The sequence below is a fragment of the Erwinia sp. PPS120 genome (assembly GCF_047918655.1).
In the GTDB taxonomy this organism is placed as follows: domain Bacteria; phylum Pseudomonadota; class Gammaproteobacteria; order Enterobacterales; family Enterobacteriaceae; genus Erwinia; species Erwinia tasmaniensis_A.
This window is the reverse complement of sequence record NZ_JBLREF010000043.1, coordinates 1-21,082: the sequence shown is the minus strand read 5'-3', so window position 1 is coordinate 21,082 and position 21,082 is coordinate 1. Positions and strand designations below refer to the sequence as shown.

At 53.9% G+C, this 21,082-nt stretch carries 18 protein-coding genes, 2 pseudogenes and 1 riboswitch; of the genes and pseudogenes, 10 read left to right on the top strand and 10 right to left on the bottom strand.

The features are described 5' to 3' along the window. Positions 1 to 12: 12 nt before the first annotated feature. A riboswitch (TPP riboswitch) is annotated at positions 13 to 113 on the top strand. Between the two features lie 88 nt (positions 114 to 201). The 10 genes and pseudogenes from thiC to ACLRGG_RS19685 all read left to right on the top strand — a co-directional run. Beyond that, positions 202 to 2,022 (top strand): annotated as a pseudogene (gene thiC / locus ACLRGG_RS19730) (phosphomethylpyrimidine synthase ThiC); the annotation flags it as partial. 8 nt (positions 2,023 to 2,030) lie between these two features. Beyond that, positions 2,031 to 2,675: a thiamine phosphate synthase gene (gene thiE, locus ACLRGG_RS19725; protein WP_416251354.1), complete on the top strand. Its 645-nt coding sequence runs from the start codon at positions 2,031 to 2,033 to the stop codon at positions 2,673 to 2,675. 59 nt (positions 2,676 to 2,734) lie between these two features. Further along, positions 2,735 to 3,496, top strand: a complete 762-nt coding sequence (locus ACLRGG_RS19720) for a HesA/MoeB/ThiF family protein (protein WP_416251353.1) — start codon at positions 2,735 to 2,737, stop codon at positions 3,494 to 3,496. After that, complete coding sequence (gene thiS / locus ACLRGG_RS19715; RefSeq protein ID WP_416251352.1) at positions 3,480 to 3,680, top strand: sulfur carrier protein ThiS; 201 nt, start codon at positions 3,480 to 3,482, stop codon at positions 3,678 to 3,680. The genes ACLRGG_RS19720 and thiS overlap by 17 nt, the downstream gene beginning before the upstream one ends. A gap of 1 nt (position 3,681) precedes the next feature. Further along, entirely contained in the window at positions 3,682 to 4,458 is a 777-nt protein-coding gene (locus ACLRGG_RS19710) for a thiazole synthase (RefSeq protein WP_416251351.1), read from the top strand. After that, on the top strand, positions 4,455 to 5,582 hold the full coding sequence (gene thiH, locus ACLRGG_RS19705) for a 2-iminoacetate synthase ThiH (RefSeq protein WP_416251350.1): 1,128 nt from the start codon (positions 4,455 to 4,457) through the stop codon (positions 5,580 to 5,582). The genes ACLRGG_RS19710 and thiH overlap by 4 nt, the downstream gene beginning before the upstream one ends. A 5-nt stretch (positions 5,583 to 5,587) precedes the next feature. After that, positions 5,588 to 5,773 (top strand): annotated as a pseudogene (locus ACLRGG_RS19700) (helix-turn-helix domain-containing protein); the annotation flags it as partial. A 73-nt stretch (positions 5,774 to 5,846) separates the two neighbouring features. Continuing rightward, positions 5,847 to 6,311: an STM2901 family protein gene (locus ACLRGG_RS19695; protein ID WP_416251349.1), complete on the top strand. Its 465-nt coding sequence runs from the start codon at positions 5,847 to 5,849 to the stop codon at positions 6,309 to 6,311. After that, on the top strand, positions 6,305 to 6,631 hold the full coding sequence (locus tag ACLRGG_RS19690; protein ID WP_345829861.1) for a DUF1493 family protein: 327 nt from the start codon (positions 6,305 to 6,307) through the stop codon (positions 6,629 to 6,631). The genes ACLRGG_RS19695 and ACLRGG_RS19690 overlap by 7 nt, the downstream gene beginning before the upstream one ends. A gap of 21 nt (positions 6,632 to 6,652) precedes the next feature. Next, positions 6,653 to 7,138, top strand: coding sequence for an Hcp family type VI secretion system effector (locus ACLRGG_RS19685; protein WP_416251348.1), 486 nt, complete (start codon positions 6,653 to 6,655; stop codon positions 7,136 to 7,138). Positions 7,139 to 7,473: 335 nt separating this feature from the next. Here ACLRGG_RS19685 and uraH read toward each other — a convergent pair whose 3' ends face one another. The 10 genes from uraH to ACLRGG_RS19635 all read right to left on the bottom strand — a co-directional run. Beyond that, entirely contained in the window at positions 7,474 to 7,896 is a 423-nt protein-coding gene (gene uraH, locus ACLRGG_RS19680) for a hydroxyisourate hydrolase (protein ID WP_416251347.1), read from the bottom strand. A gap of 157 nt (positions 7,897 to 8,053) precedes the next feature. Then, complete coding sequence (gene rpoC / locus ACLRGG_RS19675; RefSeq protein WP_416251346.1) at positions 8,054 to 12,274, bottom strand: DNA-directed RNA polymerase subunit beta'; 4,221 nt, start codon at positions 12,272 to 12,274, stop codon at positions 8,054 to 8,056. A gap of 136 nt (positions 12,275 to 12,410) precedes the next feature. Beyond that, positions 12,411 to 16,439 (bottom strand): DNA-directed RNA polymerase subunit beta, encoded by a 4,029-nt coding sequence (gene rpoB / locus ACLRGG_RS19670; RefSeq protein WP_067710311.1) that lies wholly within the window; start codon positions 16,437 to 16,439, stop codon positions 12,411 to 12,413. Positions 16,440 to 16,761: 322 nt separating this feature from the next. Beyond that, positions 16,762 to 17,127, bottom strand: coding sequence for a 50S ribosomal protein L7/L12 (rplL, locus tag ACLRGG_RS19665; RefSeq protein WP_416251345.1), 366 nt, complete (start codon positions 17,125 to 17,127; stop codon positions 16,762 to 16,764). Between the two features lie 67 nt (positions 17,128 to 17,194). Beyond that, positions 17,195 to 17,698, bottom strand: coding sequence for a 50S ribosomal protein L10 (gene rplJ / locus ACLRGG_RS19660; protein WP_067710307.1), 504 nt, complete (start codon positions 17,696 to 17,698; stop codon positions 17,195 to 17,197). Positions 17,699 to 18,119: 421 nt separating this feature from the next. Further along, on the bottom strand, positions 18,120 to 18,824 hold the full coding sequence (rplA, locus tag ACLRGG_RS19655) for a 50S ribosomal protein L1 (RefSeq protein ID WP_067710306.1): 705 nt from the start codon (positions 18,822 to 18,824) through the stop codon (positions 18,120 to 18,122). Positions 18,825 to 18,827: 3 nt separating this feature from the next. Further along, positions 18,828 to 19,256, bottom strand: a complete 429-nt coding sequence (rplK, locus tag ACLRGG_RS19650) for a 50S ribosomal protein L11 (protein WP_067710304.1) — start codon at positions 19,254 to 19,256, stop codon at positions 18,828 to 18,830. Between the two features lie 192 nt (positions 19,257 to 19,448). After that, complete coding sequence (nusG, locus tag ACLRGG_RS19645) at positions 19,449 to 19,994, bottom strand: transcription termination/antitermination protein NusG (protein ID WP_067710302.1); 546 nt, start codon at positions 19,992 to 19,994, stop codon at positions 19,449 to 19,451. Between the two features lies 1 nt (position 19,995). Next, positions 19,996 to 20,379 carry a preprotein translocase subunit SecE gene (gene secE, locus ACLRGG_RS19640; protein ID WP_416251344.1) on the bottom strand — a complete coding sequence of 128 codons (384 nt, stop codon included), beginning with the start codon at positions 20,377 to 20,379 and terminating at the stop codon, positions 19,996 to 19,998. 269 nt (positions 20,380 to 20,648) lie between these two features. Beyond that, on the bottom strand, positions 20,649 to 21,082 hold a 434-nt coding region (locus tag ACLRGG_RS19635; protein ID WP_416251343.1), incomplete at its 5' end, for an EF-Tu C-terminal domain-related protein.

Genomic DNA, 21,082 nt, shown 5'->3' with positions numbered 1-21,082 from the left:
GGGAGATCAGAATTCTTCTTGTCGGAGTGCCCTTAGGGGCTGAGACCGTTAATTCGGGATCCGCGGAACCTGACCAGGTTAATACCTGCGTAGGGAACAAGAGTAACTTTTCAGTCAGGTATGTTGCTGTTTTTTCATACTTTACGCTTACTCCTCCGAGCTCCGGACAAGCATCTTTTCCCGATTTATCAGGAACGTGCTATGTCTGACCTTGAAAAGAAAACCACCCGCCGCGAACAGCGTGCACAGGCTCAACAGTTTATCGACTCTCTCCAGGGCGCCGCCTTTCCTCACTCAACGCGCATCTGGCTTGAGGGATCCCGCCCCGATATTCGCGTTCCCCTGCGTGAAATCCAGCTCAGCCCGACCCAGGTCGGCGGCAGCAAAGATGCCCCCCGATATGAAGATAATGAGCCCGTGCCGGTTTATGACACCGCCGGCCCCTACGGCGATCCTGAGGCCAGCATTGATGTTCATGCGGGCCTGCCCCGGTTACGTGAGGGTTGGATTGATGAACGCGGCGACACGCAGACGATTGAGACGCTCAGCTCCACCTACACGCAGCAGCGTCTGGCCGATATAGGGCTGGATCATCTGCGCTTTGAACACCTTCCCCTGCCCCGACGGGCAATGCCCGGCCACTGCGTCACTCAGCTGCACTACGCCCGGCAGGGTAGGATCACGCCGGAGATGGAGTTTATTGCGCTGCGCGAAAATATGGGCCGCGAGCGTATTCGCGGTGAGGGACTTCGCCAGCAGCATCCGGGCAACAGCTTCGGTGCGCATCTGCCGGAGAACATCACGCCGGAATTTGTGCGGCAGGAGGTCGCCGCCGGGCGCGCCATCATTCCTGCCAACATCAATCATCCTGAATCCGAGCCAATGATTATCGGCCGCAATTTCCTGGTCAAAATTAACGCCAATATCGGCAACTCTGCGGTCAGCTCCTCCATTGAGGAAGAGGTCGAGAAGCTGGTCTGGTCAGCGCGCTGGGGAGCCGACACGGTCATGGATCTCTCCACCGGTCGTAATATTCACGAAACACGCGAGTGGATCCTGCGTAACAGCCCGGTTCCCATCGGCACCGTGCCCATTTATCAGGCCCTGGAGAAGGTCAACGGCGTGGCGGAAGCGTTGAACTGGGAGATTTTCCGCGACACCCTGCTGGAACAGGCGGAACAGGGCGTGGACTACTTCACGATCCACGCAGGCGTCCTGCTGCGCTATGTGCCCATGACGGCGAAACGCCTGACGGGCATCGTGTCGCGCGGCGGTTCGATTATGGCGAAATGGTGTCTGTCGCATCATAAAGAGAGCTTTCTTTATCAGCACTTCCGCGAGATATGTGAACTCTGCGCGGCCTATGACGTGTCACTCTCGCTGGGCGATGGGCTGCGTCCTGGCTCAATTCAGGATGCCAATGACGAGGCGCAGTTTGCCGAGCTGCGCACGCTGGGCGAGCTGACGAAGATTGCCTGGGAGTACGACGTGCAGGTGATGATCGAAGGCCCGGGACATGTGCCGATGCAGATGATCCGTCACAATATGACCGAGCAGCTGGAACACTGCCACGAGGCGCCGTTTTATACCCTCGGCCCTCTGACCACGGATATCGCGCCGGGCTACGATCACATTACCTCGGGTATTGGCGCGGCCATGATTGGCTGGTTCGGCTGCGCGATGCTGTGCTACGTCACGCCCAAAGAGCACCTTGGCCTGCCGAATAAAGAAGATGTGAAGCAGGGACTGATTACCTACAAGATAGCGGCCCACGCCGCCGATCTGGCTAAAGGACATCCCGGCGCGCAGATCCGCGATAACGCCATGTCGAAAGCGCGCTTCGAGTTCCGCTGGGAAGATCAGTTCAATCTCGCGCTCGATCCCCATACCGCCCGCAGCTATCACGACGAGACGCTGCCGCAGGATTCCGGCAAGGTTGCCCATTTCTGTTCAATGTGCGGACCTAAATTCTGCTCCATGAAAATTTCCCAGGAAGTGCGTGATTACGCGGCGAAGCAGGAGGACAAAGTATGAGCCGTGGTCCGTTTCCCTTAACCGAAGCCCGGCTGGGTCTCTACCCGGTCGTTGAAACGGTCGCCTGGATTGAGCGCCTGCTGGATGCGGGCGTACGCACCATCCAGCTGCGGATTAAAAATCGGCCGGAAGCGGCGGTGGAAGATGAGATTGCCGCTGCCATCGCCCTGGGCAGGCGCTACCGGGCGCGTTTGTTTATCAACGATTACTGGCAGACGGCGATCGGGTATCAGGCCTATGGCGTCCATCTGGGTCAGGAAGATCTGGACGTCGCCGACCTGGATGCCATTCATCGTGCCGGACTACGCCTGGGGCTTTCGACGCACGATGACGCCGAACTGGATCGTGCCCTGAAGGAGCAGCCATCTTATATCGCCCTCGGCCATGTTTTTCCGACCCTCACTAAACAGATGCCCTCCTCCCCGCAGGGCATAGAAGAGCTTAAGCGTCATCTTTCGCGCCTGCAGGGCGTATCAACGGTGGCCATTGGCGGTATCAGCCTCAGCCGCGCGCCTGCCGTGCTGGCAACCGGCGTGGGGAGTATCGCCGTAGTCAGCGCCATTACGCAGGCCGACAGCTGGCAGGAAGCCACCGCGCAGCTATTGCAGCTGGCGGGACCGGGGGGTACAGAGCATGTATAGCAACCTACGTTCAGTGCCTGTCAGCCACCCGCGGCTGGCCGGGTCGGGAGGCGCAGAGCATGTTCAGTGACGGTGATTTTATGCGTTACAGCCGCCAGCTGCTGCTGGAGGAGTTCGGCCCTGAAGGGCAGCGCAAGCTTCAGGCTGCCAGCATCCTGATTATCGGCCTGGGCGGTCTGGGCTCGCCTGCCGCACTCTATCTGGCTGCTGCCGGGGTCGGCAAACTGCTGCTGGCCGATGACGATAAGATACATATCAGCAATTTGCAGCGCCAGATCCTGTTCCGCAGCCGCGAAACCGGCCTGTCAAAAGCTCAGGTCGCGAAAGCGCAGCTCCAGGCACTGAACCCTCAGGTGGAATTTATCGTGCTGGAGAAGCGTATGGATGACAGCAATTTGCAGGAGGCGATAGCGATGGCCGATCTGGTGCTGGATTGCAGCGACAATATGCAAACCCGTCAGGCGATTAACACCGCCTGTATACAGAGCGACAAACCGCTGATCAGCGCCAGCGCCGTAGGTTTTAGCGGTCAGCTGCTGGTGTTAACGCCGCCCTTCCGTCACGGCTGCTATCGCTGCCTGTGGCCCGATGAGGCTGAGCCCCAACGCAACTGCCGTACATCTGGCGTGCTGGGACCCGTGGTCGGCGTGATGGGCACGCTTCAGGCGCTGGAAGCTCTAAAGATGCTCGCCGGTCAGGGTTCTTCTCTGGCGGGGAAGCTGCGGCTTTTCGATGGCCGACAGCAGGCCTGGCGCACGCTGACTCTCGAACGTAGCGCAGCGTGCCCGGTATGTGGAGGCCGCGATGAACATCACCATTAATGACAGCAGCATGACCCTGGATGGTTCGCCCACGCTGGCTGAACTGCTCGAACAGCTTTCCCGCCATCAGCCGGGTACGGCGCTGGCGGTTAATCAGCAGATTATCCCTCACGACCGCTGGGCATCTTTTCATTTGCAGGAGGGTGATGAGCTGGTGATTTTCCAGGCCATTGCCGGAGGTTGATATGTTTACTATTGCGGATAAAACGTTTACGTCACGCCTGCTGGCCGGAACGGGTAAATTTTCCAGCCCGACGGTAATGCTGAATTCACTGCGTGAATCCGGCGCGGAGCTGGTTACCCTGGCGATGAAGCGCGTGGATTTGCGCGGCGGGGATGACGGCATACTTGCCCCCCTGCAGGCGCTCGGCGTCCAGCTGCTGCCAAACACATCCGGTGCTAAAAACGCCGAAGAAGCTATTTTTGCCGCCCGGCTCGCACGCGAAGCGCTGGGAACCCACTGGCTTAAGCTGGAGATCCATCCCGACGTGCGCTATCTGCTGCCGGATCCCATTGAAACGCTTAAGGCCGCCGAAATGCTGGTGAAAGAGGGGTTTACCGTTCTGCCCTACTGCCATGCCGATCCGGTCCTGTGCCGGCGGCTGGAAGAGGTGGGCTGTGCGGCAATCATGCCGCTCGGTGCGCCGATTGGTAGCAATCAGGGGCTTAAGACACGCGATTTCCTGACGCTGATTATCGAACAGGCAAGCGTGCCGGTGATCGTGGATGCCGGTATCGGCGCACCCAGCCACGCCAGCGAGGCGCTGGAGATGGGCGCAGATGCGGTGTTAGTGAATACGGCGATGGCGTCGGCTCAGGATCCGATACAGATGGCGCGCGCATTCAGGCTGGCCGTAGAAGCAGGCGCGCTGGCGCGGCGCAGCGGATTGGGTAGCCGACATCAGCAGGCGCACCCCACCAGCCCGTTAACGGCCTTTCTGACAAAGGGAGAAGCCCAGTGAAAAGCTTTATCTCCCGATGGGAAACGCTGGAGTGGGATGATATAAGCCTGCGGATCCACAGCAAAACGGCCGCCGACGTGGAGCGGGCGCTGAACGCATCGAGACCAGGCCCTGAGGATCTGATGGCGCTGCTCTCCCCCGCGGCGGAAGCCTGGCTGGAACCCATGGCGCAGAAGGCCCGGCAGCTAACCCGGCAGCGCTTCGGTCACGCCGTCAATCTGTTCGTGCCGCTCTACCTGTCCAACCTGTGCGCCAATGACTGCACCTATTGCGGCTTCTCCATGAGTAATCGCATCAGACGTAAGACGCTGAATGCAGAGGAGATTAAGCGGGAGTGCGCGGCCATCCGCGCAATGGGCTTCGATCAGCTGCTGCTGGTTACCGGCGAGCATCAGACAAAGGTCGGGATGGACTATTTTCGTCAGCATCTTCCCGCCATCCGCGCGTGCTTCAGTTCACTGATGATGGAGGTGCAGCCCCTTGCAGAAGAGGAGTACGCCGAGTTAAAAACGCTGGGGCTGGATGGGGTGCTGGTGTATCAGGAGACCTATCACTCAGCGGTCTATAGCCAGCACCACCTGAAGGGCAATAAGCAGGACTTTTTCTTCCGACTGGAAACGCCCGATCGTCTGGGACGCGCCGGTATTGATAAGATTGGCCTGGGTGCGCTGATTGGCCTGTCAGACAGCTGGCGCACTGACTGTTTTATGATGGGGGAACATCTGCTGTGGCTGCAAAAAAACTACTGGCAGAGCCGCTATTCGGTGGCGTTTCCCCGCCTGCGTCCCTGCGCGGGCGGCATTCAGCCAGTCTCACTGATGAACGAAGCGCAGCTGGTGCAGGCAATTTGCGCTTTTCGCCTGTTCGCGCCCGAAGTGGAACAGTCACTTTCCACACGCGAATCGCCCCAGTTCCGCGATCGGGTGGTGCCGCTGGCGATCAATACGATCAGCGCCTTTTCAAAAACCCAGCCCGGGGGCTACGCTGAACAGCAAACCGAACTGGAGCAATTTTCTCCGCATGATAACCGCCATCCGCAAGAGGTTGCGAATGCGCTGATGAAGGCCGGATTACAACCGGTGTGGAAGGACTGGGATAGTTATTTAGGACGTGTTTCGCAATAACATGCAGGCAGGAAGCAAAACTGAAAGGTATCCGGTTTGGTCGCAGACGAACGGTAGACAGAGGATGTGTGTTGAGACTATATCAAGAAGGTACCGGCGCAACGGAAATTGCCAGTAAGCTCAATATTACCCGCTCCACGGTCTATAAAATTATCGAAGAAGCCAGAACCCTGGTTAATAATAGCGCCTGACGATGGCCTTGCCCCAATAACGCACGTGACGTTATTATTGGCGAAACTTAAGATCAAAAAAATAGGGAAATCAATGGATACCGTAGAGGAATTAAACGGAACATACTTCTATGCGGGAAAATCAAATCTAACCGCAGCTGAACTTATATTTATGATTTTTTGTGAGAATACAGCAAGTCAATTCGGTATCGGCGTAGCTGATTTTGGTGCTGTTGTCGCCATTGTCTCAGGGAGAAACAACTTAGGCACAAGAGGTAAGTTAGCCAATGCTACCAAAGGTACGTCTTACGCTTCCAAAGGAGCAAGAGCGGTATTCGGGAAAACAAAATTCCCTTTTGGTATCTCATTACCTACCTGGCTTGGCGGTTACACACCGTGGACGGCCCGTCGTGTCATGGTTCACAACATTGCGCCGTTTGTTGGCCGCTCGATTCCCTTGATCGGCGTGATTATCCTTGCCTCTGATGTAACACAAATTACCTACCGCACCATACGCGACTACAACACCATAGCACGAGGCAACGATAAGTTATGGTAGACAGTATCGAACAGAGAGTTTATGAGCTTGTGCGGCCTTATGCTGGCACATATCTGTTTAACTTAAAGAAGGTGGAGTTAACGCCTGAAACTGACCTGGATACTGATCTAAGTATTGATGAGCTCGAAGTTGAAGATCTGATGAATGACTTTTTCGAAAAATTCAATGTTGGACGGGGTAATTTCAAGATTGAAACTTACTATCCTGCCGAACCTTTCTCATGGAATCCCTTCAAAAAATCCCCGCCTATACCTGTACCTGATTTCACTATCAGTATGCTGATCGAATCAGCAAAAGCCGGGCGCTGGTTATTTGACTAAACACAAGCAAGGAGCTTTTAAATGGCTGTACCTGTTCACTTATTTTTGACCGATGACGGTGGCGCAGTGATCCGTGGTTCTTCTGATGTCCAGGACCGTGAAGGGAGCGTGGAGCTTAAAGGATTAAACCACAGCTTAACGATCCCCACAGACCCTATGACAGGGAAAGTTACGGGGACTCGTCAGCATTCGCCTTTCCAGTTCACCAAAGAACTTGATAGTTCATCTCCGTATCTGTTTAAAGCTGCGGCGACAGGCCAGACGCTAAAATCTGCTGAATTTCGCTTCTATCACATCAATGATGCCGGACAGGAAGTGGAGTATTACCGGATCACGCTGGAAAAAGTGAAAGTGATTTCAGTCAGTCCGGTAATGTATGACACGCGGGGCTGTCCGGGCACAGGTCACATGGAAGAAATTGCCCTGAATTACGAGAAAATCACTCACCTGTATAAAGACGGCAATTTGCTCGCGCATGACGCATGGAATGAGCGCCCCACCGCGTAGAAATAAGCCATCTGGGGCTTTTTTTGGTTTAGTCCGTTTTAATGTTTAACCACATGATAAAAAATGTTTTTTACATAAAATGGCACTTTTCGGGGGAATGTGCACAAAACCCTAACCATCGAGGCCGCACGCAACGCCGTAAATACTTTCTGGAGCGGCTTCGCAAGCAGCCGCACTACCGCTGGTCACAGCCGGTGGCGACGCTAAACTGTCCGGGTTGGCGAGAATGCTGACCAGGGCCAGTTCGTTTTCCCCTCGCTGGCCCTGCCCTCATCGTACGGCACCAGTCATGTGCCATCACCCGGCGACTTCACAAGGATACAAGACGCAGCGGGTTAATTACCCCGGTAGGTGGAGTACCCATACTGACTCAGCAGCAGCGGAATATGGTAGTGGTCACCGCTTTTCTCTGCGTGAAACACCACCGGTATCTCCGGGAAAAAAGTCGGTTGCCCGATACCTTTATAATATTCCCCAGTTTTGAACACCACTTTGTAATCTCCGGCTGGCATTGCTTCCCCTGCCGGATAGAGCGCGGTAATGCGACCATGACTGTCTGTGGTCCCCGAAGCGAGCTTTACCCAGCCTGTCTTTTGCTGTTGCTCAAGCTCAACCTTGACGCCCGCCGTTGGCACACCGGTTTGCAGGTTCAGCACATGCACGCTGAGAGGATTAGGTGTTGCCGTGGTGTCGGCTGCGCCTGCTGAGAGTGAGGTAAGGATTAGCGCGGGCAGCAGTGCATGACGGGAAAATTTCATCGTTTATCTCCATCAATTGATAGCTAGCTAAATATAGCAACAACGTTAGCCACCGCCTGCTATGGCGCACAATTTGTAAATTACCCGGCAGGACCTGAATCGCAGGCATAAAAAAACCGCTCCGAAGAGCGGTTTTTATTCATCCGCGATAAAACGATTAGTCGTTTTTACCGCCAAGGCCTGCGTTCAGCAGTTCTGCCAGGCTGGCAGACGCTTCATCTGCGGTCACCTGAGGAACAACCGGCGTTTCGCCCGCTGCTTTACGGCGCATACGATCCTGATGATAAGCGTAACCGGTACCGGCTGGGATCAGACGACCCACGATTACGTTCTCTTTCAGGCCGCGCAGTTCGTCGCGTTTACCCGCTACGGCTGCTTCGGTCAGTACGCGCGTCGTTTCCTGGAACGAGGCAGCAGAGATAAAGGACTCTGTCGCCAGGGACGCTTTGGTGATACCCAGCAGATCGCGCGCATAGGTTGCTGCGATTTTGCCGTTGGCTTCCAGCTCACGGTTAGAGATTTTAACGCGTGAGAATTCAACCTGCTCGCCGTCCAGGAAGTCAGTACCGCCCGCGCTGGCAATCGTTGCTTTACGCAGCATCTGACGAACGATGACTTCGATGTGCTTATCGTTAATCTTAACGCCCTGCAGGCGGTAAACTTCCTGCACTTCGTTAGTGATATAACGGGTTACCGCATGCACGCCACGCAGACGCAGAATGTCATGTGGAGACTCAGGACCATCTGAAACCACATCACCACGTTCAACGCGCTCACCTTCGAACACGTTCAGCTGACGCCATTTCGGAATCATCTCTTCGTAGTGCTCGCTGCCATCAATCGGTGTGATCACCAGACGACGCTTGCCTTTGGTCTCTTTACCGAAGGAGATGATGCCGCTGATCTCAGCCAGTATTGCTGGCTCTTTCGGACGGCGGGCTTCGAACAGATCCGCAACGCGCGGCAGACCACCGGTAATATCCTTGGTACCGCCGGATTCCTGTGGAACACGGGCCAGGGTATCACCCGAGCTGATTTTGATGCCATCTTCCAGCTGTACGATCGCTTTGCCCGGCAGGAAGTACTGAGCAGGCATGTCGCTACCTGGGATCATCACATCATTGCCGTTACCATCAACGATCTTCAACGCAGGACGCAGATCTTTACCACCCGCAGTACGTTCAGCACTGTCGAGGATAACCAGAGATGACAGACCGGTGAGGTCATCAGTCTGGCGGGTAATGGTCTGGCCGTCGATCATATCGGTGAAGCGAATGAAACCACTCACTTCAGTGATAACCGGCATGGTGTGCGGATCCCAGTTTGCTACGGTCTCGCCCGCTGCAACCTGCTCGCCGTCACCTTTCGCCATGGTTGAACCGTAAGGAACTTTATAGCTCTCTTTGGTACGACCAAATTCGTCGATCATCTTCAGCTCGGTGTTACGCGAGGTAACGACAAGCTTGCCGGCTGAGTTGGTAACCGACTTAGCGTTGATCAGCTTCAGCGTACCTTTGTTCTTCACCTGAATGCTGGATTCGGCTGCCGCACGCGATGCCGCACCACCGATGTGGAACGTACGCATGGTCAGCTGAGTACCCGGCTCACCGATGGACTGTGCTGCAATAACGCCGATGGCCTCACCTTTGTTGATGATGTGACCACGCGCCAGATCGCGTCCATAACAGTGGGCGCACACGCCGAAGTCAGTTTCACAACTTACAACGGAGCGAACTTTCAGGCTGTCGACACTGTGCTCTTCCAACAGGTCACACTGCTGTTCGTGCAGCAGGGTGTTGCGTGGCAGCAGAATGTCAGCGGTGCCCGGCTTGATGACGTCTTCAGCCGTTACACGGCCCAGAACGCGCTCGCGCAGGGGTTCTTTAACATCACCACCCTCGATAACCGGGGTCATCATGATACCTTCGTGGGTACCACAATCATCTTCGGTTACTACCAGATCCTGCGCCACGTCAACCAGACGACGGGTCAGGTAACCGGAGTTCGCGGTTTTCAGTGCGGTATCCGCAAGACCTTTACGCGCACCGTGCGTGGAGATGAAGTACTGGAGTACGTTCAGACCTTCACGGAAGTTCGCGGTAATTGGCGTCTCGATGATGGAGCCATCTGGCTTCGCCATCAGACCACGCATACCCGCCAGCTGACGAATCTGTGCAGCAGAACCACGCGCACCGGAGTCGGCCATCATAAAGATGCTGTTGAAGGAAACCTGACGCTCTTCTTCGCCGTCACGGTTAATGACCAGCTCGGTAGAGAGGTTTTCCATCATCGCTTTAGCAACACGTTCGTTTGCTGCAGCCCAGATATCGATCACTTTGTTATAGCGTTCGCCCGCCGTCACCAGACCAGACTGGAACTGTTCCTGAATCTCAGCAACTTCCGCTTCCGCTTCGGTGATGATTTCCGCTTTCTTCTCCGGAATAACCATGTCGTCGATACCAACAGACGCGCCGGAGCGGGCTGCATAGGCAAAACCGGTGTACATGGTCTGGTCAGCAAAGATAACGGTCGGCTTCAGGCCCAGGATGCGGTAACAGGTGTTCAGCATCCTGGAGATAGCTTTCTTGCCCAGCGCCTGGTTGACGATGGAGAAAGGCAGACCCTTAGGCACGATCATCCACAGGATGGCGCGACCAATGGTTGTGTCGATGATGCTGGTTTTAGCAACCCACTCATCCCGCTCGTTTTTCTCATGCTCGGTGATACGCACCTTAACGCGAGCGTGCAGAGAGGCCAGACCGGCGCGGTAAATACGCTCCGCTTCTTTCGGGCCAGTCAGCACCATGCCTTCGCCTTTGGCATTAACACAGTCGCGGGTCATGTAGTACAGACCCAGTACAACGTCCTGTGAAGGAACGATGATTGGCTCACCGTTCGCTGGCGACAGGATGTTGTTGGTAGACATCATCAGCGCACGCGCTTCCAGCTGGGCTTCCAGCGTCAGCGGTACGTGAACAGCCATCTGGTCACCATCGAAGTCGGCGTTATAGGCCGCACAAACCAGTGGGTGCAGCTGAATAGCTTTACCTTCGATCAGTACGGGCTCAAACGCCTGGATGCCCAGACGGTGCAGGGTTGGTGCACGGTTCAGCAGGACCGGGTGTTCGCGGATCACTTCATCCAGGATATCCCAGACGACGGATTCTTCACGCTCGACCATTTTCTTGGCGGCTTTGATGGTGGTAGCAAGACCACGCAGTTCCAGCTTGCCGTAGATAAAGGGCTTGAACAGCTCCAGTGCCATTTTCTTCGGCAGACCACACTGGTGCAGGCGCAGGTATGGGCCTACGGTGATAACCGAACGACCAGAGTAGTCTACGCGTTTACCCAGCAGGTTCTGACGGAAACGACCCTGCTTACCTTTGATCATGTCGGCCAGTGACTTCAGCGGACGCTTGTTCGAACCGGTGATGGCACGACCGCGACGGCCGTTATCCAGCAGGGCATCGACCGCTTCCTGCAGCATACGTTTTTCGTTACGTACGATGATATCAGGCGCAGCCAGGTCCAGCAGGCGCTTCAGACGGTTGTTACGGTTGATCACGCGACGATAGAGATCGTTCAGATCGCTGGTTGCGAAACGACCACCGTCCAGCGGTACCAGCGGACGCAGATCCGGTGGTAGCACCGGCAGCACGGTCAGGATCATCCACTCTGGCTTGTTGCCAGACTGGACGAACGCTTCCAGCAGCTTGATGCGCTTGGTCAGTTTTTTACGCTTGGTTTCAGAGTTGGTTTCGTTCAGCTCTTCACGCAGCTGTTCGCACTCCTGCTCCAGATCCATATTTTTCAACAGAGCCTGGATCGCTTCCGCGCCCATTTTCGCGTCGAACTCGTCACCGAACTCTTCCAGCGCGTCCAGATACTGCTCTTCAGTCAGGATCTGACGACGCTCAAGGTTGGTCATGCCGCCTTCGACAACCACATAGGATTCGAAGTACAGCACGCGTTCGATGTCACGCAGTGGCATATCCAGCAGCAAACCGATGCGCGAAGGCAGTGATTTCAGAAACCAGATGTGCGCAGTCGGAGAAGCCAGCTCAATGTGACCCATACGCTCACGGCGGACCTTGGTCTGTGTTACTTCAACGCCACACTTCTCACAGATCACACCGCGATGCTTCAGGCGCTTGTACTTACCGCACAGGCACTCATAGTCTTTTACCGGCCCGAAAATACGCGCACAGAAAAGCCCGTCACGTTCTGGTTTGAACGTACGGTAATTTATGGTTTCCGGCTTTTTAACTTCACCAAAAGACCAGGAACGGATCATGTCTGGCGAGGCCAGAGCAATTTTGATCGCATCAAACTCTTCGGTCTTAGTTTGCGCTTTCAGAAACTTAAGTAAGTCTTTCACGGATTAGCTCCCGTCGGAGTGAGACTTCTCAGGAATGCCCGGAGTGACCCGGGCGTCCTGTAACCAGTACATATTCGAGTGCTTTACCCGTTTTCTTGCAGGCTGCGGCCAGGCCGCAGCATACAATTGACAGGGGTTACTCGTCTTCCAGCTCGATGTTAATACCCAGCGAGCGGATCTCTTTCAACAGTACGTTGAAGGATTCCGGCATGCCCGGCTCCATCTGATGGTTACCGTCCACGATGTTTTTATACATCTTGGTACGGCCATTAACGTCATCAGACTTCACGGTCAGCATTTCCTGCAGGGTATAAGCGGCACCGTATGCTTCCAGTGCCCACACTTCCATCTCACCGAAGCGCTGTCCACCGAACTGCGCCTTACCACCCAGCGGCTGCTGAGTCACGAGGCTGTAGGACCCGGTAGAACGTGCATGCATTTTGTCATCCACTAAGTGGTTAAGTTTGAGCATGTACATATAGCCAACGGTAACCTGACGCTCGAACTGTTCGCCGGTACGGCCATCGAACAGGGTAATCTGACCGGAAGAAGGCAGACCGCCGAGCTGAAGCAGCTCTTTGATCTCGCTCTCTTTCGCACCGTCAAACACCGGCGTTGCGATTGGCATACCCTTCTTCAGGTTTTCAGCCAGACGCAGCACTTCGTCGTCGGTAAAGGTGTTCAGATCGACTTTCTGACGCACATCTGTGCCCAGATCGTACGCGCGCTGAATAAACTCACGCAGCTTAGACACTTCTTCCTGTTTCTTAAGCATGGCGTTGATTTTCTCGCCGATACCCTTAGCAGCCATACCCAGGTGGGTTTCAAGAATCTGTCCAATGTTCATACGTGATGGTACGCCCAGCGGGTTCAGTACGATATCGACCGGCGTACCGTTCTCATCGTATGGCATATCTTCGATCGGGTTGATCTTGGAGATAACACCTTTGTTCCCGTGACGACCAGCCATTTTGTCACCAGGCTGGATCTGACGTTTAACGGCCAGATACACTTTCACGATTTTCAGCACGCCAGGTGCCAGGTCATCGCCCTGAGTGATTTTGCGGCGCTTCGCGTCGAGTTTTTTCTCAAACTCGCGCTTCAGTTCGTCGTACTGCTCTGCCAGCTGTTCCAGCTGGTTTTGCTTGTCTTCGTCGGTCAGGCCAAGCTCTAACCAGCGCTCGCGCGGCAGTTTTTCCAGCTTCTCAGCTTCTACGCCGCCGGAAACCAGCAGGTAGTTGATACGACTAAACAGGCCGGCTTCGAGGATCTGCAGTTCTTCAGACAGGTCTTTTTTGGCCTGCTTCAGCTGCATCTCTTCGATTTCCAGCGCGCGCTTGTCTTTTTCCACGCCATCGCGGGTAAAGACCTGCACATCGATAATGGTGCCTGATACGCCGTTCGGTACACGCAGAGAAGAATCTTTAACGTCAGATGCCTTCTCACCGAAGATGGCACGCAGCAGCTTCTCTTCTGGCGTCAGCTGGGTTTCACCTTTTGGCGTTACCTTACCAACCAGAATGTCGCCACCGGTCACTTCTGCACCGATATAAACGATACCGGACTCATCCAGCTTGGAGAGCGCAGCTTCACCCACGTTAGGGATATCAGCGGTGATCTCTTCTGGCCCCAGCTTGGTGTCGCGAGACACACACGCCAGTTCCTGGATGTGGATGGTGGTGAAGCGATCTTCCTGTACCACGCGCTCGGAGACTAAGATGGAGTCTTCGAAGTTGTAGCCGTTCCACGGCATGAACGCGACGCGCATATTCTGACCCAGTGCCAGTTCGCCCAGATCCGTTGAAGGACCGTCAGCCAGCACGTCGCCACGTTCTATCGGTTCACCCAGGTTGACACACGGCATCTGGTTGATACAGGTGTTCTGGTTAGAACGGGTGTACTTGGTCAGGTTGTAGATATCAATGCCCGCTTCGCCCGGGTACATTTCGTCTTCGTTAACTTTGATAACGATACGGGATGCATCCACGTACTGAACGGTACCACCACGTTTCGCTACGGCTGTTACACCGGAGTCTACCGCTACCGCGCGTTCCATACCGGTACCCACCAGCGGCTTATCAGCACGCAGAGTAGGAACCGCCTGACGTTGCATGTTTGCACCCATCAATGCGCGGTTGGCGTCATCGTGCTCCAGGAACGGGATCAGTGACGCACCGACGGAAACCACCTGCTGGGTGGAAACGTCCATGTAGTCAACCTGATCGCGGCTGAACAGGCTCGATTCGCCTTTGCTACGGCAGGTCACCAGGTCGTCTACGAAGTGACCTTCGTCGTCGAGGTTGGTGTTCGCCTGAGCGATAACATAGTTACCCTCTTCAATAGCGGAGAGGTAATGAATTTCGTCGGTCACCACGCCGTCGATAACGCGACGGTATGGGGTTTCCAGGAAACCGTACTCGTTAGTCTGTGCATAAACAGACAGGGAGTTGATCAGACCGATGTTTGGACCTTCAGGCGTTTCGATTGGGCACACGCGACCATAGTGAGTCGGGTGAACGTCTCGAACTTCAAAGCCTGCACGCTCACGCGTCAAACCGCCCGGGCCCAGTGCCGAGATACGACGTTTGTGCGTAATCTCTGACAGCGGGTTGTTCTGGTCCATAAACTGTGACAGCTGGCTGGAGCCGAAGAACTCTTTCACCGCAGCCGAAATCGGCTTGGCGTTGATCATATCCTGTGGCATCAGGGTGTCGAGGTCGCCCAGTGACAGACGCTCTTTCACCGCGCGCTCTACGCGTACCAGGCCAACACGGAACTGGTTTTCAGCCATTTCGCCAACGGAACGGATGCGACGGTTGCCAAGGTGGTCGATATCATCCACTTCGCCAATACCGTTACGGATACCGATGAGCTTCTTCATCACTTCAATGATGTCGTCTTTGCTCAGGATACCGGAACCTTCGATCTCGTCACGCAGTAGAGAACGGTTGAACTTCATACGACCCACCGCAGACAGATCGTAACGGTCTTCGGAGAAGAACAGGTTCTCGAACAGGTTTTCAGCCGCTTCACGCGTTGGTGGCTCACCAGGACGCATCATACGATAGATCTCAACCAGTGCGCTCAGGCGATCGCTGGTTGGGTCGACGCGTACGGTTTCGGACATGTAAGCGCCGTGATCCAGATCGTTGGTGAACAGCGTTTCAATACGCTTATGACCAGCCTGGCTCAGCTTAGCCAACAGATCCAGCGACAGCTCCATGTTCGCCGCGACGATCAGTTCGCCGGTGCTTTCGTCGATATAATCCCTGGCAACGACTTTGCCCGCGATATATTCAACCGGAACTTCGATGTGCTCAACGCCATCTTTTTCCAACTGACGAATATGACGTGCAGTAATGCGGCGGGCTTTCTCAACGTACACGGTGCCGTTAGCTTCGATATCGAAGGATGCGGTTTCACCGCGCAGACGCTCAGGTACCAGCTCCATCTGCAGCTTGTTGTCGCGAATATCAAACACAACTTTGTCAAAGAACAGGTCGAGGATTTGTTCCGTTGTGTAGTTCAGCGCGCGCAGAATGATGGTTGCAGGCAGCTTACGACGACGGTCAATACGGACGAACAGGTTGTCTTTTGGATCGAACTCAAAATCCAGCCATGAGCCGCGGTAAGGGATGATACGTGCGTTATACAGCACTTTACCCGATGAGTGGGTTTTACCCTTATCGCTGTCAAAGAAGACGCCAGGACTACGATGCAGCTGAGAAACGATAACCCTTTCCGTACCGTTGATCACAAAGGTACCGTTATCGGTCATGAGCGGAATTTCGCCCATGTAAACTTCTTGTTCTTTGATGTCCTTAACGGTGCCTTCCGGCGCTTCGCGCTCGTAGATCACCAGGCGCAGTTTTACGCGCAGGGGTGCAGAATACGTAACGCCACGAATCTGACACTCTTTTACATCAAATACAGGTTCGCCTAAACGGTAGCTGACGTACTGCAGCTCAGAGTTACCGCTATAGCTTTGGATAGGGAATACGGAACGGAATGCGGCTTCCAGACCATATTGACCTTCCGGATCTTGCTCGATGAACTTCTGGAACGAGTCAAGCTGGATGGAAAGGAGATAAGGAATATCCAGAACTTGTGGACGTTTTCCAAAATCCTTACGAATGCGTTTTTTCTCGGTATAGGAGTAAACCATAGGGTTCCTCAGCTCGCTGAAAAGTAGAACCTCTCTGTCCGTCCGGGGGGGACAGTTCATGCGACACTATTTTGTTGGCCGGAAAGGCAGACACCTTCCGTAATACATCTTTCTATCACTCTTAAATCATTTCGCTGCCATTGCCCGGCAGAGCGCCGTGCGGGAAAGCAGTATATTAAGGCGTCGATAGAAAAAGATATTAAGCAAATCAATGGTTAAACAGTGTGAAACACCATTGATGCTGTAAAGCGCAAAAAGGCTGGTGACCAAAAAGTCACCAGCCATCAGCCTGAGAAATCAGGCTGCAGTCTGTAAAGCAGGCTTATTTAACTTCAACTTCTGCGCCAGCTTCTTCCAGAGTTTTCTTCAGTGCTTCTGCGTCGTCTTTGCTGATGCCTTCTTTCAGGGCAGCAGGTGCAGACTCAACCAGATCTTTAGCTTCTTTCAGGCCCAGGCCGGTTGCGCCACGTACAGCTTTGATCACGGCGACTTTGTTTGCGCCGATAGCTTTCAGCAGAACGTCAAATTCGGTTTTTTCTTCAACAGCTTCAGCAGCAGCAGCAGGACCTGCAACAGCAGCAGCAGCTGAAACGCCGAATTTCTCTTCCATAGCGGAGATCAGTTCAACGATTTCCATTACAGACAGAGCGGCAACGCCTTCAATGATTTGGTCTTTAGTGATTGACATTTCGTGTTCCTAAATTCAGAAAGTAATTTATACGTTAGCAAATGAACGGAAAAGAAAGGCTGGCCGGTTAAGCAGCAGCTTCTTCTTTCTGATCGCGTACAGCAGCCAGAGTGCGAACCAGTTTGCCGGCAGCGGCTTCTTTCATGGTTGCCATCAGGCGTGCGATTGCTTCATCGTAAGTAGGCAGAGTTGCCAGGCGGTCGATCTGATCCGCACTGATTAACTCACCTTCAAAGGCGGCAGCTTTAACCTCGAATTTTGCATTCGCTTTCGCGAACTCTTTGAACAGGCGAGCAGCAGCGCCCGGATGTTCCATAGAGTATGCAATCAAGGTTGGACCGGTTAACGTGTCTTTCAGGCACTCAAACTGAGTACCTTCAACGACGCGGCGCAGCAGAGTGTTACGAACAACACGCATGTATACGCCAGCTTCACGACTTGCTTTACGCAGTTCGGTCATTTTATCTACGGTAACGCCACGAGAATCCGCAACTACCGCAGACAGCGCGCCTTTGGCTACTTCGCTGACTTCAGCAACAATCGCTTGTTTGTCTTGAAGATTTAAGGCCATTAGCTTGTGCTCCTGGATTTTTGGCCGGGGATGGATTTCCCCGGAACTCACTTCGCCTGAACAGTGTTACCACTGACAGACGCTGAAACACGGTGAGCAGAATCCAGCAAAGACTATAAATATATTCTTCAGGTTCTGTCACCGTCTACGCAGGAAATTAAGCGTTATCCCTCTAAACGAGGTTAAAGCACCTGCGGTCTTGGACGGAGGCCTGGATAAGGCCAGGCTCCAACCGAAAATTCGTTCTAATACTTCGTCCTTCAAGCCGCTGCTGCATTGGCTCATCTCAGGCGTACAGTTCACTATACCACTGAGGATTCACGCATTTGCCGCAACCCGAATGACTCGATTAGATGTTCTGTATATTAACAGAACAATGGGCGAAAGATTCTAGTCGAAATTTTCGCCCACGTAAAGCAGATTAGTTCGCTACAGCGTTCAGGCCAGCCTGATCAACTGCAACGCCTGCGCCCATAGTGGTGGACAGGCTAACCTTCTTGATGAAAACGCCTTTCGCCTGAGAAGGTTTCGCTTTTTTCAGCGCAACCAGCAGGGATTCCAGGTTTTCTCTCAGTTTGTCAGTATCGAAATCAACCTTACCAATGGTGGTATGGATGATGCCGTTTTTGTCGTTGCGGTAACGAACCTGACCAGCTTTAGCATTTTTCACAGCTTCAGCAACGTTTGGCGTTACGGTACCCACTTTCGGGTTAGGCATAAGACCGCGTGGGCCCAGAACCTGGCCCAGCTGGCCAACAACGCGCATTGCATCTGGAGATGCGATAACAACGTCGAAGTTCATTTCGCCTTTTTTGATCTGGTCTGCCAGATCTTCCATACCTACCAGTTCAGCGCCCGCAGCTTTAGCCGCTTCAGCGTTAGCACCCTGAGCAAATACGGCAACGCGAACGGAACGGCCAGTGCCGTGTGGCAGTACAGTTGCACCGCGAACGTTCTGATCGGATTTACGGGCATCAATCCCTAAGTTTACCGCTACGTCAACGCTTTCTACGAACTTAGCCGTCGCCAGTTCCTTCAGCAGAGCAACAGCTTCGTTGATGTCATACTGTTTAGTTGAATCAACTTTGTCACGGATCACGCGCATGCGCTTGGTCAGCTTAGCCATTTCTTAATCCTCTACTACCAGGCCCATGGAACGAGCAGTACCTTCGATGGAGCGAGTCATCGCTTCCAGGTCAGCACCAGTCATGTCCGCAGCTTTGGTTTCTGCGATTTCACGTACCTGAGCACGCGATACTTTACCTACTTTGTCTTTGTTCGGCTTGCCGGAACCAGACTTGATACCTGCCGCTTTTTTCAGCAGAACTGCTGCTGGAGGCGTTTTGGTAACGAAGGTGAAAGAGCGGTCAGAATAAACGGTAATAACTACCGGAATGGGCAGACCCTTTTCCAGGGAATCTGTTTTGGCGTTGAACGCTTTACAGAATTCCATGATGTTAACACCCTGCTGACCCAGTGCTGGACCAACCGGCGGACTTGGGTTTGCCATACCGGCTGAAACCTGCAGCTTGACGTAGGCTTGTACTTTCTTAGCCATGATATTTCCTCTATTGGGTTCAAACGCTCCAGACGGAGCTCCCCGTGATTAATATTTCACGCGCTTAAGCAGCGCATAAAAACAAAAGGCGCGAAATTGTATGGCAATTTCGCGCCTCTCGCAACTCATATTCTGGTCACGCGCCTAATTTCCAGACCTGAGCCTGCGGTTAAGCGGTATTCACAATGAATATCAGCCCTTTTCAACCTGCCCAAAGTCCAGCTCAACCGGCGTTGCGCGGCCAAAGATGGAAACGGAAACTTTCAGGCGACTTTTCTCATAATCCACTTCTTCAACCACACCGTTGAAGTCAGCAAACGGACCATCGCTGACGCGAACCATTTCGCCTGGCTCAAACAGCGTTTTCGGACGTGGTTTATCACCAGCCTGCTGCAGGCGGTTCATGATCGCATCAACTTCTTTATCGCTGATAGGTGCCGGGCGATCGGAAGTACCACCAATGAATCCCATAACGCGGGGCACGCTGCGCACCAGGTGCCAGCTTGCATCATTCATGACCATTTGTACCAGAACATAGCCAGGAAAGAACTTGCGTTCGCTCTTACGACGCTGGCCGCCACGGATCTCAACCACTTCTTCAGTTGGAACCATGACGTCGCCAAACAGTTCTTCCATGTTATGCAACTTGATATGCTCGCGCAGCGATTGCGCTACGCGGCCTTCAAAACCGGAAAACGCCTGAACGACGTACCAGCGCTTTTTTGGAGCTTCAGACATCTCAGAACCTCAGGCCAGTGATAAACGATACCAGACGGACCAGAATACCATCCAGTCCCCACAAAATCAGTGACATCACGGCGGTAACCGCGGCAACGATTAACGTGGTGTGCAACGTTTCCTGGCGAGTCGGCCAAATGACCTTGCGAACTTCGGTGCGCGCTTCGCGGGCAAATGCCAGCGTAGACTTGCCTTTCGCCGTTAGCAAAGCGATGCCGCCAGCAACAGCAATCAGTACAACAACGGCCAGCGCTCGCAGCGGCAGCATGAACTCACGATAATAGTAGTTGCCGACGATAGCCACGATAAGCAGTAGCGCCACCACTAACCATTTTACCGCTTCCAGGCCGCGTCCGCTCCCTTGAGCTTCGGTATTAGCACTCATAAACCAACCTGCCACAATATATCAGAAACTATTTTGCCCCGTAAAACGCGGCAACCGAACCGAATGATGCTGTTAGGCGAAACCCGGCATATCCCTTCATTTTTCAAGCCGCAACGTGAAACTGATGGGTTTAACGCCGTGCTACAGAGCCTGCCTCAGCAATGATTATGGCTGAAAATCACTGATGAGTCAGGTTCTATGTTACAGCGTGCAAAAAGGGCATCAAATGATGCCCTTTTCCTGTGTGTTGCGTCAAATATTATCAGCGATTAGGCAATAACTTTAGCAACAACACCCGCACCAACGGTACGACCACCTTCACGGATGGCGAAACGCAGGCCGTCATCCATTGCGATTGGGTGGATCAGGGTAACAATCATCTGAATGTTGTCACCAGGCATGACCATTTCAACGCCTTCTGGCAGTTCGATGGTACCGGTCACGTCAGTGGTACGGAAGTAGAACTGTGGACGGTAGCCTTTGAAGAACGGAGTATGACGGCCGCCTTCATCTTTGGACAGAATATAAACTTCTGACTCAAATTTGGTGTGTGGCTTGATTGAGCCTGGCTTAGCCAGAACCTGGCCACGCTGGATATCTTCACGCTTGATACCGCGCAGCAGGATACCACAGTTCTCGCCTGCACGACCTTCGTCAAGCAGCTTACGGAACATTTCAACGCCGGTACAGGTTGATTTCACGG